General features: G+C 63.3%; 8 protein-coding genes. 6 read left to right on the top strand and 2 right to left on the bottom strand.

Annotation, left to right across the window (positions count from 1 at the left end):
- Nucleotides 1–149: 149 nt before the first annotated feature.
- From NKJ67_RS16575 to NKJ67_RS16550, 6 genes are all read left to right on the top strand, one after another.
- Entirely contained in the window at nucleotides 150–12,521 is a 12,372-nt protein-coding gene (locus NKJ67_RS16575) for a beta strand repeat-containing protein (protein WP_352581961.1), read from the top strand.
- A 194-nt stretch (nucleotides 12,522–12,715) separates the two neighbouring features.
- Complete coding sequence (locus tag NKJ67_RS16570) at nucleotides 12,716–13,216, top strand: phage tail protein (protein ID WP_127267580.1); 501 nt, start codon at nucleotides 12,716–12,718, stop codon at nucleotides 13,214–13,216.
- Nucleotides 13,217–13,228: 12 nt separating this feature from the next.
- Entirely contained in the window at nucleotides 13,229–13,735 is a 507-nt protein-coding gene (locus NKJ67_RS16565) for a phage tail protein (RefSeq protein WP_352581960.1), read from the top strand.
- Nucleotides 13,736–13,744: 9 nt separating this feature from the next.
- Entirely contained in the window at nucleotides 13,745–14,269 is a 525-nt protein-coding gene (locus NKJ67_RS16560) for a phage tail protein (protein ID WP_023810880.1), read from the top strand.
- Nucleotides 14,270–14,300: 31 nt separating this feature from the next.
- Nucleotides 14,301–15,623: a DUF8189 domain-containing protein gene (locus NKJ67_RS16555; protein WP_023810881.1), complete on the top strand. Its 1,323-nt coding sequence runs from the start codon at nucleotides 14,301–14,303 to the stop codon at nucleotides 15,621–15,623.
- Between the two features lie 3 nt (nucleotides 15,624–15,626).
- The gene (locus tag NKJ67_RS16550) at nucleotides 15,627–16,220 is read left to right on the top strand and encodes a GNAT family N-acetyltransferase (RefSeq protein ID WP_023810882.1); all 594 of its coding nucleotides are present in this window, start codon (nucleotides 15,627–15,629) and stop codon (nucleotides 16,218–16,220) included.
- A gap of 106 nt (nucleotides 16,221–16,326) precedes the next feature.
- On the opposite strand, the gene NKJ67_RS16545 is transcribed toward NKJ67_RS16550, so the two are convergent.
- Together NKJ67_RS16545 and NKJ67_RS16540 are read right to left on the bottom strand one after the other, a co-directional pair.
- The gene (locus NKJ67_RS16545; protein WP_352555984.1) at nucleotides 16,327–16,596 is read right to left on the bottom strand and encodes a DUF6916 family protein; all 270 of its coding nucleotides are present in this window, start codon (nucleotides 16,594–16,596) and stop codon (nucleotides 16,327–16,329) included.
- Between the two features lie 32 nt (nucleotides 16,597–16,628).
- Nucleotides 16,629–16,904, bottom strand: coding sequence for a hypothetical protein (locus NKJ67_RS16540; RefSeq protein WP_352555982.1), 276 nt, complete (start codon nucleotides 16,902–16,904; stop codon nucleotides 16,629–16,631).
- Between the last annotated feature and the right edge of the window lie 29 nt (nucleotides 16,905–16,933).

Raw genomic sequence — 16,933 nt, 5'->3', positions numbered from 1 at the left:
AAGCCGGCGAAATTACTGTGGCCTTTCAGACACAGCGAGCAATTTTGCAGGAAAGCTCTAGAAATCGGATCGGCCAGGACTCGCTATACAATAGAATTCGAGTAAGAATCTACACGGGGCGCGTGTAGTCCCCGAAGGACTCGCCAGGGATGGGAACTACCGAGACTTCTCGGCAAGTTGGTGAGATAGCGGCGCGTGGGGAGGATTTCCACGTTCGCGCTGGCTATCGCCGTTCGCAAATCGCCAGGCATCTTTGGAAGACGACGGCGCTGACGACGCTGGCGCTCGGCCTTTCCGGTCTGACGGCCCATGCCGATCCGAACGGCCTGTGGCAGCCGCAGATCCGCGCCATCATCGGCGCCGACAACAATGGCGGCAACGCCGCGCTCGAAGGTTTCATCCCGCTCAAGCAGACGGCCGAATCCGTGCTGTTCCTGGATGTCCGGGCCAAGCATGATTTCAAGGATGGTTCCGGCCAGGATGTCGGCCTCGGCATTCGCCGCATCGTCAACCCGGACCTGATGATCGGCGGCTACGCCTATCTCAACCTCGAGAACTACAACTCCACCCAGTTCACCGCCGCCACGCTGGGCGCCGAGGCGATCACGCCACATTTCGATGCGCATGTGAACGTCTATCTGCCGATCAAGGGCGATTCGACGGATCACTCGACCAGTTCGACCCTGTCGATGGTCAGCAACCAGCTGATCGAGCAGATCTCGGTCCTTGACCACCGCGACTACGCCGCGTGGGGCATCGAGGGCGAGATCGGTGCGCAGGTGCCGGTCGCCCTGCCCGACAAGCATTCGCTGCGGCTCGACATCGGCGGCTATCATTTCGAGGACCCGCACGGCGACGACGGCAGCGTCACCGGCGCCAAGGCCGGGTTCGAGTATACGATCGGAGATGTCTTCGGCAGCAAGACGGAACTGGTCTTCGCCGGCGAGGTCCGCAACGACAATCGCGACGACACCCAGTTCGCCGGCAGTGTGCGGCTGAACATCCCGTTCAATCCCGGCAGCGGCTCGGACAATGGAGCCGAAAATGGGGCCGATAGCGGGCCGGAGCCGGTCTATCCGGTCAGCGAAGGCCTGCGCAAGCGCGTCAACGAACGCGTGCGTGGCGATATCGGCGTCCGCGTCCAGTCGCAGACGCTGACCGGCGGCTCGACGACGCGTGTCGCGATCAACGCCGCCACCAATGCCGCCTTCGGCAAGTTCTATTTCGCCGATGGCGACCTCGCCGGCGCCGGCACGCTGGCCGACCCGACGACTCTGGACGACGCCGTGACCAAGTCGGGTGCGAACGGCTTTGTCGTCGCGCTTGGCGGCAACGGCAATCTGACGACCGGCGGCGTGACGCTTGCCAATGGACAGACCGTCATCGGCGGCGGCGAAAGCGTCACCGCCAGGCTTTTCGGCGGCGGCACCAGCACCTTCAACCTGGGCGGCAGCGATGGCACGATCCAGGGCACCAACGTCGCCAACCCCGTCATCACGCTCGGCAACGGCAACACGCTCAACGGCATCACCATCACCGGCGGCGCCGACGGCATCTTCGGCAACAACATCACCGGCGCGACGCTGACCAATGTGACGGTCACCGGTGCGGGCGGCAACGGCGCCGACTTCACCGGCAGCTCGACCGGCATCACCGGCTCCAACTTCACCGCCACGGGCAACGGCCTCGATGGCCTGCATATCGACGGCGACGGCACCTACAATTTCACCGGCACGACGCTGCTGCAGGGCAATCTCGACGACGGTCTCGATATCACCGGCAAGGGCACCTACACCTTCGCCACCGTCAATGCGCAGGACAATGCCGATCGCGGCATCACCGTGCAGGGCACGTCGACCGGCGGGACGTTCACAACCACCGGCGGCACAATATCGGGCAATGGCGGCACCGCCGTCTTCATCGATCCGATCACCGCTCATGTGGTGCTGGACTCGATCAGCCAGAGCGGCGGCACGTCGGGTGTCGTGCTCGAGAATGTCGCCGGCAGCTTCACCGTCAACGGTGCGACGACGATCTCCGACACGACCGGACCGGCGATCGCCATTTCGGATTCGCCGGCGGCGATCCGCTTCGGCGACATCAACATCACCAATCCCGGCGCCGATGGCATCTCGTTTGCCGGCGTCAATGCGGCGGTGGTCGCCGGCAACATCGTCATCTCCGGACTGGGTGTCGGCACCGGCCTCGACTTCGCCGGCAGCAAAACCAATTTCACCGCGCAGTCGCTCAACATCACCGGCACCGGTGCGGCCGGCTCGATCGGCATCGACCTGACCTCGCCGAGCGTCGGCGGCGCGGTGATCACCATCACCGCTGGTGGCGTCATCGCCAATGTCGATACCGGCGTGCGGCTGGGCATTGCCGGCACGCCGGGGGCCACGGCCAACGCCGAGTTTACCTTCGGCGGCGGTTCCAGCTCCATCTCCGGCATCACCGCCTCGCTCGATGCGCGCGGGCTCAATGAGGGCAGCGGCCACTACGCCTTCGGCACGACGCAGTTTACCGGCCCGCAACTCTACGATATGCGCAATTACATCTTCGTCGCGGCCGGGGCTTCGGGCGGCGGCACGTCGATCACCGATCTCGCCTCGATCGATTATGCCGACAGCATTACCGCCAGCGACGCCATCATTGTCCTGGTCAACCGCGGGACGATCGACGACGCCACCGGCTTCTCGCTGAGCGACGGACAGGAACTGGCGTCGTTCGGCAACGGCCGTGAGTTTTCGCTCGGCGGGGTGCCGTTGAATGTCACCGGCACCAACGTCCATCATGACGAATCCATCTCGGATTCCGCGGGCGCGGCAACGCTGACCAGTTCCGGCGGCGGCGATATCGTGACGCTGGGCAACGGCAACACGTTGCTCGATTTCAATATTTCCGGGGGCGCCGCCGCCGGCATCCACGGCGTGGGCATCAATGACCTGACCGTCCAGGGCGTGACGGTCAGCAATGTCGCCACCGGCCTCTTACTCGATGGAGTGACCGGTACGGTCTCGGTCGACGACCTGACCGTCCAGACCGCATCTGAAATCGGCATCGTGCTTGTCGGTTCGAGCGCGACCGTCAATTTCACCGGCAACACCAAGATCACCAACGCCACCAGTGCGGCGCTGTCCGCCAACAATTTCGACGGCATCGCCACCTTCGACGATCTCGACATCACCGGCGGCGGCGTAGGCATAGGCATCGTCGGCAGCTCCAGCGGAACCTTGACCTTCGGGGTCGGGAGTTCCATCGCCAACACGAGCAGCAACGCCTTCTCCATCAGCAACTCGACGCCCAACGTCACCTACAACGGCACCATCAACCAGACCGCTGCTACCAGCGCGGTGGGGATCTCCGGCATGAGCGGCGGCAGCGCCACGTTCGGTGGAGCGATCACCGCCAGCACCGCCACCGCCTTTGCCATCAACCTGAGCGGCAACACCGGCGGCACAATCAAGTTCACCGGCGGGCTGGATCTGACCACGACCACCGGCACCGGCTTCAGCGCCACCGGGGGCGGCACGATCACAGTCGCGGCCGCAGGCACGGAGCAGATCACCACCGGCACCGGCCACACGATCAATCTCGACGGCGTCACCATCGGCACCGGCGGCATGGCGTTCGACAGCATCACGACAGGCGTTGCGCAAGCCACGGCGCTCAACTTCAATGCCGTCTCGGGCGGCCCCTTCCTGGGTGGCAATGTCACCATCGGCGGCACCGGTGGCGGCATCAACGGCCTTGCAATCAACGCTTCGTCATCGACCTTCACCATCACCAATCTGGTGACGACCAATGTCGCGGGCACCGATGTCAGCCTGACCAACAACACCGGCTCGATCGCGATCCTCGGTGGCGCCATCGCCAATTCGGGCACTGGCGACGGTGTCGTTGTTTCCGGCGGCAGCGCGACAATCGGTGTGGCGGCCAACATCTCCAGCTCGGCAACCGTGCCAGGCATAGCGGTCAAGGTCGACGGCACCACCGGCGGCTCGGTGACCTTCAGCGGCAGCGTCACCTCGACCGGCACCGGCAATCTTTTCGCGATCGGCTCGACGCTGCCCCCGGTCGGCGGCGCGATCAGCTTCATCGGCTCGACGCTGTCTGCGACGGGCGGCGGTGGCGCCGTCGTCACCGGCCTTGCCGGAACCGCGACGCTGAACGTCACAGCTCCGCTGTCGATCACCGGCGCCACTGCCACCGGCCTGGCCGTCGCCAATGTCGCCAGCACCGCATCGGCGACCTTCGGGGCGGTGACCGTGTCGGGCGCCACGGGCAATGGCATCGACATCACCAACAATGCCGGCGCCGTCACCTTCGGCACCACCAGCGTGACGATGGGTTCGACCGTCGGTCCAGCCGGCATCAACTTCGCCCTGACCAATGCCGATGTCACATTTGGAACAACCAATGTGACGATGGGCTCCGGCGCCAACCAGACCGGCATCGACTTCAGCGGTTCATCGACCACGGCCGATTTCGGCGTGACAACGATCACCGGCACCGGCGACCTCACCTCGCGCGGCATCGACCTGTCATCGACGACGGGCAACAAGACCATCACCTTTCTGCAGGGCTCCAGCATTTCCAATGCTGGTGTCGGCGTCGAACTGTCGTCGGGCGGCACGACGGCAACGTCGGCCAACGCCAACTTCACCTTCGGCGACGGCGACGCGACTGTGCTGCAATCCTCGATCACAGCGGCCAGTGGCGGCTACACGGTCAACACGATCGGGCTCGATCCGACGCTCGGCAATTATGATTTCGACGATGTCGCCTTCACCGGCAGCGCCAATCTGGCCAGCGCGGTCGGCGGGGTCGTCATGATTTCCCAGGACGGTGGCGTGATCGCTGCCGGCACCAACGGGCTCAGCGCCGCGGTGACCACGGTCACGGCCGCTCAGGCCGATGCCATGACCGGCACACTGACCTTCGCCTTTGTCGGCACGGTCGATCTGAGCGCCACGCCGTTCACGCTCGATTCGGGCCAGTCGATCACCGGCTTCGGCAACGGCAGTTCGATCATCACCTCCGGCACCATCCAGCCGATCAATGTCCAGGGCAATCTCGGCGCCACCGGTGGCAACGTCACCGGCAATGAGGGCGTGGTCAAGAGCACGGGCGGCGATACGTTGCAGCTGCTCGGCAGCAACCAGGTGCGCGACACCGCGTTCGACTTCACCGGCGGCAGCGGTTCGGTCTTCACCATCGACCAGAATGCTGCCGGCTTCAGCAATGTCGGCGGCATCGTCATCCAGGGCGTCACCGTCAGCAATGTCGCCACCGGCCAGACGGCGTTCAAGGTCGCCGGTCTCGACAGCAATTTGTCGATCACGGACAACAACGTCAACGTCGCCGGCACGCTGCTCGACGTCGATGGCGGCGCCGGCAACATCACGGTCACGCGCGGCACCTTGCCCAACAGCGGACCGGCGGGCACGCTGACCGGCGGCGGCATCTCGATCGCCAACCGCACCGGCGGCACGATCAACTTCACCGACAAGGTCACAGTCAACGGCAATGGCGCCTCGCTCACCAACAACGCTGGCTCTACGGTCACCTTCGCCGATCTGGACATCACCACATCGGGCGTGACAGCGTTCAGCGCCATCGGCGGCGGCACGGTCAATGTCGTGACCGGCACGATCAACGCCACCAACGCGCAGGCGGTGGCGCTCGATGGCATCACGGCCGGTATCAACTTCGCCTCGACAAGTGCCACATTCGCTTCCGGCAGCGGCATCGACCTGCAGAACCTGGCCGGCACGGCAAGCTTCGGCACCGGTACGCTGACCAACACCGGTTCGGGCACGTCGTTCAATGTCGGCTCGGGGACCGCAGCCAGCGGCGGCAACGCGACGACTTCCTATGGCGGCACGATTGCCAGCAACGGCACGGGCGCCGCGGCGTCGATCCAGAGCATGACCGGTGGCTCGGTGACGCTGTCGGGCAATCTCACCGATGCCAATGCTGCGGCCGGCGGCAACATTTTCGTTGCCGGCAACGACGCAGCCGCGATCACCTTCTCGGGCACCAGCAAGGTGATCAGCTCGGGCGCGACGGACGGCGTGAGCTTGGGCATCATTGGCAATTACGGCTCAGGCGCCCCGGCACTCAATACCAACAGCACGATCGACTTCACCCATGGCGGCCTTGATATATCGACAATGGCCGGGGCGGGCTTCGTCGCAATTGGCGATTTAGGCCCGGCTGGCGCAACCTCCACCATTATTACCGTCACCGGCGCGGGCAACAAGATCAATGCCGGCAGCGACGGGCTTGCTGTGTATGGTGCCAATGTCGGCAGCGCCGGCATTACCTTCGACAGCATCTCGGCGGACTCCACGATCCCCCTTCCCGGCGACCCCGGCGGTGCCGGAGTGACACTGTTGGGCGCCAATCTCGTCGGGGATGTCAACATCGGCGGCCTGAGGGATACTGGATACACCGGCGCCTGGCTGTACGCCCTGAGTGGCACCGGAGAGGTCAATTTCACCGGGACGATCGATCTCGACGTCCAATATGCCGGGTTCAATATCGGCGGTCCCGAGGTTGGTACCGTCAACATCGCCAATGTCGCCGGATCCACCCTGACCATCGATGGCGGCCAGTTCGGCATCATACAGAGCTCGCAGGGCGGGACCGTCAACGTCGGCATCAACGGCAGCGCCAGCATCACGAACACCACCCTCTCGGCTATCAGCCTCGGCGGCGGCAATGACCTGGCCTTCACCACGCTGACCTACAAAGGTTCGATCACGGTCGGTGTGGGCGCGGTGTTAAGCGCCACGGGCGATGCGACCCGTCTGAACATGAGCGGTTCCGTCGTTTCCACCACGTCATCGACGGCCTTCGACTTCTTTGGCCATGCCGAAGGCATATACGATATTTCGAGCACCATCGATCACAGCGGTGGCGAGGGTGTCGCCATCGGCGGCTCGGCCAACGGCACGGTCACCTTCTCCGGCACGTCGAAGATATTCAACACCGGCGCCAACGATGCCATCGTCAAGGCACCGTCGTACGTGATGGACCCGCAGACCAAGGGCACGCTCGCCTTCACCAATGGCGGCCTTGTCATCACCACCAGCAGCGGCGCCGGCTTCACCGCCAGCACCTTCGGTTCGGGAACAGTCAGCGTCACCGGCGCCGGCAACACCATCACGACCACGAACGGCGGCACGGCGCTGAAGCTTGGCGACGCGACGGCGGTCGTCGCCGGGGCGAAAGGCGCGACGGTTGGTGCCGGTGGTATCAAGTTCGATACGATTTCGGTCAATGGCGCGGCGACCGGCATATCGCTCAACAATGTCAGCGGCGGCGTAATCGATCTCGGCACGGTCAACCTGCTAGGCATCACCGGTGCCAATGCGCGCGGTGTCGACATTTCCGACACGCTCGGCTCGACGTTGAATTTCGCCAGCCTGAACATCGGGCTTGGCGCGGCGAACACCATCGGTCTCGACCTCAACGGCGCGTCGCTCGGCGCGAGCAACATCACCGCTGGCGATTTCGACGTCGACGGCGGCGGTTTTGCCGGCACGATCGGCATCGACATGGCCGACACGACCGGCACCGGCACGATCCAGCTCGGCGACACGGTCAACAACAATCCGGCGGGACAGACCTCCAAGATCGAAAATGTAGGCTATGGGGTCCAGTTCTCCAGCGCCACCAACGCCCAGCTCGTGTTCGGCGACGGCGCCGGCCCGGCCGAATCGTCGATCAAGACCACAGGCGGCCAGGTCATCCACGCCACCGACACTTTGCCGACCAACGGCGACTACAATTTCAACGACGTCAATTTCGATGGCGACATTTCGAACCTGTCCTCCTACAAGGTCTACTATGTCACGGCCGATGCCACCGCCCTTGGCGACGGCAGTCTGCTCAATCCAGGCACCTACGCCAACGCCCAGACGTCTTCGGCCAATGTCATTGTGCTGATCGACAAGACCGTCGACGGCGGCCAGGCGACGATCGACCTCGGCGCGACGTCGTTCCAACTCGATGACGGACAGGTGCTGCTCGCCTTCAAGAGCAACGACGCGGCGATCGATGTCTCCCAGCTCGGGGTCGACACCAGCGCCGGCGCGTCGCCGGCGTTCCACTTCACCACGGTGCAGAATTCGCCCATCATCGCGGCGCCGGCGGGCATCGACACGCTGCGGCCGGTCCTGCAGAGCAATAACGCCACGCAGGTCATCAATCTGGCGACATCAGGCAGCGGCATCTTCACGGGCGGCATCCAGAACCTGATCGTCAGCAATCTCGGTTCCGGTGCGGGCGTTGCCGCCAACGCGACCGGCGCCTCCAGTTTCTTCGTCAGGAACAACACCATCACCGCCGGCGGCAACGCGCTCGATTTCTCCACCACGGGAGCTCCGGCCAATACGCTTCTGCTTTCGATCGACGGCAACACGCTCAGGTCGACCGCGTCCGGACTGGCGGCGTCGTTCACCGGCCAGAACATCGATGCCGACCTGAATTCAATTGCGATCAGCTCGTTTGCCGGCAATACGGTGACCGGGGGCGCCGGCAGTGGCGGCATCGCCTTCAGCAATGTCCGCTTCGATTCCGACGGCGCCGGCGGCACCGTCAGCGCCGGCACGCTCGGCATCGGTAACCCAGGCGCTCGCGTCCAGGGCAATGGCCTCAGTTTCACCAACACCAGCGGTACCCTTAATCTGGGCACGCTCAGCCTTGCCAACAATGGCGGCACCGGTGTCATCGCCAACACCAAAACCACCACCTTCACGCTGAACAACACCGGTGGCGTGGTCACCACCACCAACGGCGCGGCGTTCGATCTCGATCCGCTGACCGTCAACATGACGTTTGCCACCGTAAACGCCAGTGGCGGCGCGAGCGGCATCATCTTCGACGGCGTCGCTGGTACCTTCACCGTTACTGGCGCGACCGCCATCGGCAACACGACAGGCTTTGGCATCGATGCCGTCAACACCAACACCAACACCGGCACCTTCAACTTCAACACGGTGACGGTGAACAATGCCACCGTCCCCAACACAGGCGGCGGCATCCGAGTCCAGACCGGCACGCTCAACGTCACCGGCCTCGCCAACATCGACACGACCAGCGGCGTTGGCCTCTCGCAGGCCGGCGGCACAACCAGCTTCACCAACGGCTTGACCATCGACACCACCGCCGGCACCGGCATTCTCGCCACCGGCGGCACGATGGGCATCACCGCTACGGCTGCCGCCCAGACGGTGAACGCAACCGGCGGCACAGCGATCAATCTCTCCGGTGTCGCCGCCACCATCGCGCTCGATTCGACCTCGTCGGCCGGTGGCATCAACAATGTCAGCCTGACCGATGTCACGGGCATTGTTGGACTTGGAACTGGTGCGCTGAGCGGCGCAACGGGCGCGTCGTTCAATGTCGTCGGCGGCACGGCTGCCGTGAGCTATTCGGGCACGGTCAACAATTCGGGCGCATTCAGTCCGGCGCTGAATGTCCAGAGCCGGCTTGCCGGCGCCGGCATCGTCGCCCTGAGTGGTAATCTGACGGCCAGCGGGCTGGGCGTATCGCTGAACAACAATGCAGGCGGTACGGTGACGGTGTCCGGCGCCTCGAACAGCTTTACCGGTGGAGGCACCGGCATATCGATCACCGCCAACACCGGCGGCACCTACAACATCAGCGGCGCCAGCTACGCCATCGGCATGAGCAGCGGCGGGCTTGGCGTCGATATTGCCGGCAACAGCGCCCCGGTGACGGTCAATTTCAACGGCGGCGGGCTGGCGATCGTGACCTCGGCAGGCGCCGGCTTCAATGCCACGGGCTCCGGCACGATCAGCGTCACCGGCGTGGGCAACTCCATCGCCACGGGCACCGGTGTGGCGATGAACCTGAGCGGCGTCACCGTCGCGGCCACCGGCATGAATTTTTCCTCGACCAGCAACGGCGCCGGCGGCAACAGCGCCGTCGTCCTCACCAACGTGATCGGGTTGGGGACGATCAATCTCGGCGCCGGCACGCTGGTCGGCGGCAGCGCGGCAACCATCGCTGTCAGCGGCGGCACCGCCAACCTCAACTATACCGGCAATGTCAGCCAGTCGAACAATGCCACCCTCGTCAGCGTCACGGGCGGGCACAGCGGCTCGCTCAACTTCGCTACCGGTACGCTGTCGGCGACGAACGGTACCGGCCTGCAGTTCGACAATGCGGACGGCATCTACAGTTTCGTCGGCACGACGACGCTCAATGGCGGCAATGCCAGCGTCGACATCCTCAACGGCTCGGGCGGCACGTTCAATTTCGGCACCGGCACCTCGATCATCAGCCCCAGCGGCACGGCGTTCAACGTCAATGGCGGCACCGCCACCGTCACCTATGCCGGCACGATCACGCAAGCCACCGCCGGCCAGCGCATGATCGTCGTCGCCGACACCGCCGGCGGTTCGGTGAATTTCACCACTGCCGTGGCGAACGGGCTCAACGACACCGGCGGCACCGGCATTGTGATCGACGGCGCGGCGGGCAGCGTCACCGTCAACAATGCCAGCCTGACGGGCACGGCCGGCATCACCATTCTCGGCGATTCGACCAACAATGCGACCGGCACCTACACTTTCAACAATGTCGCCATCCAGACCGACGCGGGGGCTGCGAACAATGCCTTCGTCGTCGATGGCGACCAGGGCACGCCAGGCAATGACGACGTCAGCGCGGTCGTCAACCTGAACAATGTCGACATCACCAACCCTGGCGGCAATGTCGCCAACATCCGCGGCATGGCCGGCGGCTCGGTCAATTTCGACAGCGCCAGTTCGATCACTCGCAACGACGGCGGGCTGGGCATTGCCGTGCTCAGCAACGTCGGCGGCACGATCAACTTCGGCGGCGCGGTCAAGACGCTCTCGACCGGTGTCAACGCCGCCGTCATCATGACCAGCAACCCCGGCGCCACCATCAACTTCACCAATGGCGGGCTGGTTATCACCACAACGAGCGGCGACGGCTTCAACGCGACCGGCGGCGGCACGGTGACGGTGCAGGGCACCGGCAACACGATCACCTCCGGCACAGGCACGGCGCTCAACGTCGTCAACACGACGATCGGCGCCAGCGGGCTGAATTTCCAGAGCATTTCGGCGAATGGCGGCACCAACGGCATCGTGCTCAACAATACGGGCTCGGGTGGATTGACCGTTACAGGTGTCGGCACCACCGCCGGCTCGGGCGGCACAATTCAGAACACAACCGGGCGCGGCGCCAGTTTCATCAGCGCGAGCAACATCACGTTGAAGAACATGAATTTCACCAATGCCGGCACCGACGATCTCGATGCCGACAATTCGGGGCTTTCGACTGGTGACAACCTCACGACCAACGCGGCCATCCATCTTCAAAACGTCTCTACGGCGACGCTGGACCGGATCGCCATTTCGGGCGGCGCCGAGCAAGGCATCAACGGCAATACGGTTTCGAACTTCACGCTCAGCAACAGCAGCATATCGAATGCGGGCAATGGAGCGGACGAAGATGGCATCCATTTCTACAACATGTCCGGCACCAGCGCGGTCACCAACACCACGATCACAGGCAGCGGCGACGACAACTTCCAGCTGCAGACCCAGTCCGGCACGCTCGCGCTGACGATTTCAGGCGGCAGCTCGACTGGCGCCGTGCTTGGCAGCGGGTATCTGTTCGGCATCCGTGGAACGTCGAACGCCACGATCAACTTCTCGGGTGCCAATTCGAGCAACAACTTCAGCGGTGGCATCGTCGCCGATGCATTCGACAACTCCACAATGAACCTGAACGTCATCAACAGCACTTCGAGCAGCAACAACGATCAGCTGTCCGTCAGCGCCGGGGACAACAGCGATGTGAGCCTCGTCGCCACCGGCAACACGCTGAGCAGCACGGCGGCGGGCGACTTCGTCGTGGTGAGCCTGCTCGGGTCGGCGTTCGACAACGGCTTTACTTTTGACGCTCGACTTGAAAGCAATACCATCACGGTCGCAAACGGGCTGACAGCGGATGGCATATCCGTATTCAATGCCGGCGGCGGCGCCATGCGGGTCGGAATCAAAAACAACTCCATCGACTATGCCGGCACGCAACGCGCCATCCTTGTCCAGACCGGACAGGACGGCGCCGGCAGCATCCTGGCCCAGATAACCGGCAACGCGATTGACATCAAACTGGATGGGACCGGAGATGCGGCTGCTGGCATTCTCGTCCAGTCAGCCGTCACGGACCCGGAGGGAAATGGTGCATCTGTCGATCTGAGCATAGGCGGCGCCGGCGCGCTCGCGAACATCTTTACGCATTCGCTTGGCGGCACCATGGCGGCTGGTGACATCCGGGTACGTCAGCGCAACAACGGGACGATCAACCTTAGCGGCTATGCTGGGGGCGCCATGGATACTGCTGCCGTGATCGCTTATCTGAACGGCCGCAATACAGTTGTTTCTGCATCTACCGCGACGGCGCAAACGAGCGGATTTACCGGGCTTGCCACGCCGCCGTTCCCATGATGGCTACGTTGATGAGGTAGAAAGGCCACCATTTGGTGCGACGATCTACAACCCTGGGTATACACTGCCTTCCTGCGCCTCTCGTTATTTAAATACTGTCTATTATTTTATAATAGTACTTGGTTTGTTAGAAACCCAAGTAGACTTCTATGTCGTTCCGTGTATTCTTCTGGTATCTAATGAGGGCGCGAGACATGGCCGAGCCATTTCTATCGGAAATCAGGATTATGTCCTTTGTCTTCCCGCCCAAGGGTTGGGCGCTCTGTAACGGGCAGCTTTTGCCGATCAACCAGAACCAGGCGCTATTTTCACTGCTCGGAACCACTTTCGGCGGTGACGGCCAAGTCAATTTCGCGCTGCCCGATTATAGGGGGCGTATCCCGATCCACGTTGGGAGCGGTCACACACTAGGCGAGCGCGGTGGCGAGCAAAGCCATACGCTGTCGATTTCCGAAATACCGACACACGTTCACTTTGCGCAGGCAAGCACAAACACCGGTAGCAGCCAGGATGGTGCGGGGAACGTTTTGGGGGTGGTTCCGGGGCGGCTGTATAGCGATTTCGCGAACGTGACGACGCTGAGCCCGAGCACAATTACCAGTGTCGGCGGCAGTCAGGCACATCTCAACATGCAGCCGTTCCTGACGCTGAGCTTCTGCATTGCCCTGCAGGGCATTTTCCCTTCGCCGAATTAAGGAGGCGCGATCATGGCACAGCCTTATATTGGTGAGATACGCATGTTTGCCGGCAATTTCGCCCCGGCCGGCTGGATGTTCTGCGAGGGACAGCTTCTGCCGATCTCGGAGAACGAGACACTGTTCCAGCTGATTGGCACGACCTATGGCGGCGATGGCCAGAGCACCTTCGCGCTGCCCGACCTGCGAGGCCGTGTTCCGCTCCATCAGGGCAGCGGCTTCATCCTTGCGGAGACGGGAGGCATAGAGGAAGTCAATCTGACAATTTCCCAGATTCCTTCACACAGCCATCCAATGGTCGCGTCCCTGAATATTGGTCAAGATACCAGTCCCAGCGGGAAGGTCGTTGCACAGATTGGCGGTGGCGCCTTGCCCTACATCCAGGACACGACCGATACCAACATGGCCCAGCAGGCTGTAACAGCCGTTGGCGGCAGCCAGCCGCACAACAATTTCCAGCCGTATCTTTGCATCAGCTTTATCATTTCACTTTTCGGCATCTTTCCGTCGCCCACCTGAGAGGACATCATGGCTGACCCGTTCGTCGCCGAAATCCGGATCTTTCCGTTCAATTTCGCGCCCAGGGGCTGGGCGTGGTGCGACGGGCAGTTGCTGCCGCTGTCGCAGAACACGGCGCTGTTTTCGCTGCTAGGCACCACTTATGGCGGCGACGGCAAGTCCAATTTCGCTTTGCCCGATCTGCAAGGCCGTGCGCCGATGTTCTGGGGTCAGGGGCCGGGCTTGTCCCTGCACGATCTTGGCGAGCCTGGCGGTACGGAAACGGTAACCCTGCTCGAATCGGAAATTCCTAACCACACTCACGCAATGCGCGACCATGACATTGATCTGGGCGAGCTCAATGCGCCGTCATCGACGCGAAGCCTGGCCAAATCCACCAACGCAACAATCTATACCCCGGCGGCCAACCTGACGCAGATGAGTCCTCAATCGCTCCCCCCCGCCGGCGGCGACCTGCCACACAACAATCTGCAGCCCTATCTGACGCTCTATTTCTGCATCGCACTGCAAGGCGTCTTCCCACCAAGAACCTGAATTCCGAGCCAACAGGGCAGGGACCAATACGATGGCCAAGAAAGCAGCATCAGAGTCGAAAGCCCCCGCCGCGAAGACGCCAGCGCCAAGGGCGGCTTCCAAGGCCAGGGATGGCGGGCGTCCGGTGCGCTCCGGTCCCGCGCCCGTCTACCAGCACAAGCCGGCCGGCACGTCGTTTTTCGAACTGTCGCGGCTGATGGTGGTGGGGATCGATTCCGCCAAGGGGCAGTTGATCCAGAAGGCGCAGCTTTCGCCGAACGGGCCATGGCCTTCGGCCTGGTCGTTCATCGCGCCCGGCGCCTGGGTGATCATGACGGCGGGCCTCACCAAGGACGGCCGTGTCGCCGTGGTCGCGCAGCCATCGGGAACCACCAATCTGTCCTTCATCACCGAAGACGCCAACCAGATCGGCCCGGTCGAGAAATGGACCGCGCCGATGGGCATCGGCACGCCGCCCGGCGCCACCTCCTATCAGAAGCTTTCGATGGCGCGCGATGCCGACGGCCGCATCGAGGTCTTCGTCACTGACAATCAGGGCCGCATCTGGTGGATCTACCAGAATCCGGACCAGATCGTGCAGGTGCAGAAAACCATCACGCCGCCGGGCACGACGACACCGATCGTCGTCACCGTCGACGTGCTGACGCCGCCGGCCAAACCGTGGAGCGACTGGATCCAGATCCCCGGCGGGCTGGTGACGGTTTCGGCGATACGCCAGGGCGACGGCCGCATCGCCCTGTTCGGCATCAATTCGAACCTGCATCTCTATCGCTGCCAGCAGGCGAAGGCGCAGGCCCTGAAGGCCGCCGACTGGACGGGTTGGGTGCAGATCGACACGACCCAGACAGGTGGCTTCATCGAGATGGCGCCGGTCGTCGGCCCGCTGGGCGCCACCAATCTGTTCGCCCTGACCCAGAACGGCCAGGTGCTGCACACGCGCCAGATGCCCGCCGGATCGGATACGTGGACGCAGTGGGCGACACCCGGCTACTCCAGGGCGCCCAACCTTGCGCTTGCCGCCGGCATCCAGGGCGACGGCGATATCGTGCTGGTCGCCGCCGACCAGCAGCACTTCCTCCAATTCAACGCGCAATGGGATGCCTATACCCAGAACTGGTCGGGATGGCGCGATTTCGGCGCATCCCTTCGCTCGACGCGCCTGACGCTCAACTACAATGCCGACGGCCGGCTCGCTTTGTTCAGCCTGGCGCTCATGCCGGACGGCACCAACGGCCTGTGGACGATCAACCAGATGGGCATCGACAGTTCCGAATGGGAGTATAACTGGACGTCGCTGACCGACAACAATCTCAAGCAGATCGTCGTCGTGCGCGACCTGACGCCGCCGGTCTGACGGTTGATTTACGCCAGCGTGGCGCAAGCGAAGCAGGCCCGTCCGGTCTGGCCCCGGTCTGACACGGCCGGGCTCGGCTTCCGCGCTGCGACGGAAGCGGATTTGCCGTTCCTGTCGCGGCTCTATGCCTCGACCCGCTTCGAAGAACTCGCAGTGACGTCGTGGAGCGAGGCGCAGAAGGCCGAATTCCTCGGCATGCAGTTCCAGGCCCAGCATGCGCATTACCGAAAACACTATCCCGAGGCCGACTGGCTGGTGGTGGAACGCGATAGCGAAGACATCGGCCGCCTCTATGTCGAGCGCTGGCCAAGCCAGCACCGCATCATCGACATTGCCTTCCTGCCGCATCATCGCCGCAAGGGCTACGGCACCGCACTGCTCTGTGACCTCATCGACGAGGCATGGTTAGCCGGCAAATCAGCATCGATCCATGTCGAGAAGCACAATCCGGCGAGACGGCTTTATGCCGCGCTGGGCTTCGCGGTCGTCGAGGACAAGGGCGTTTATGACCTGATGGACTGTGCGCCGGGGGCGGCGGGGCTGGTATGTGACGGCGAGCATCGCAAGCGGCGGCTCTCACCAGCTTCGTCATCCTAGGGCGGAGCAAGGAGCGGAGCGACGCGGCGCAGACCCTAGGATGACGAACGAAGAGGAGAGGCTTCAGCTAATTTCGAAGCGATCAGACCCTCCCTGCGTCAAGCCTCTAATTGAACACCGCTTCGTAAAGCCGCCCGGTCGCATCGGCGGCGACCGGCACGATGAAGATCTCGTGGCTGCCGCTTTCCCCCGTGAAAAGATAGGTCGCCTGCGGCAATGCGATTTCGCGCGGGCCTTTGAACAGCAGCGAGAAACCGCCACCCGGGCGCGGGCTGGCGGCGATGGGCTTGACCGCGCTCAGTTCGAGCGGGATCTGCCGGCCCCCGGCTTCGACGGTGAAGGTTTGTCCCTGCTCGAAATCCGACACCGACGCCATTCCGTTTCCCTCAATCTGTCCGCTGGAGCGGTTCAGCGTTCGGATCGCTGATCCGGCTTTTGTTTCTTCGCAATTGCCAAGGGAAAACCGCTCCACACTTTTCCTGGAATTTGCTCCAGCGGAGGCACTGTCGCCGCTTCGCCGCAAGCTGTCCAGAGGCGGGCAGGCCGGCGGTCGCGCTCCCCAAGACAATCGGCCGCCGCAAAACCCCAAAATACAGCACCGCCTGTCCTTTTATGCGCGCAAGAGACGCTGTAGTACTTTGTTCCTGCGCGGGATTCCTTTCGATCCAAGATCAGCGCAAACAAGCATAGATCCCGGCTTCGGGACCATTGGC

It is taken from the genome of Mesorhizobium sp. M0088, from assembly GCF_040322895.1.
Classification (GTDB): Bacteria; Pseudomonadota; Alphaproteobacteria; order Rhizobiales; family Rhizobiaceae; genus Mesorhizobium.
The sequence above is the reverse complement of the archived record's forward strand: the minus strand, read 5'-3'. Positions and strand labels throughout refer to the sequence as shown.

Coding starts and splice junctions, on each gene's coding strand:
- NKJ67_RS16575 (WP_352581961.1), top strand. CDS start 150: ATGGGAACTACCGAGACTTCTCGGCAAGTTGGTGAGATAGCGGCGCGT.
- NKJ67_RS16570 (WP_127267580.1), top strand. CDS start 12,716: ATGGCCGAGCCATTTCTATCGGAAATCAGGATTATGTCCTTTGTCTTC.
- NKJ67_RS16565 (WP_352581960.1), top strand. CDS start 13,229: ATGGCACAGCCTTATATTGGTGAGATACGCATGTTTGCCGGCAATTTC.
- NKJ67_RS16560 (WP_023810880.1), top strand. CDS start 13,745: ATGGCTGACCCGTTCGTCGCCGAAATCCGGATCTTTCCGTTCAATTTC.
- NKJ67_RS16555 (WP_023810881.1), top strand. CDS start 14,301: ATGGCCAAGAAAGCAGCATCAGAGTCGAAAGCCCCCGCCGCGAAGACG.
- NKJ67_RS16545 (WP_352555984.1), bottom strand. CDS start 16,596: ATGGCGTCGGTGTCGGATTTCGAGCAGGGACAAACCTTCACCGTCGAA.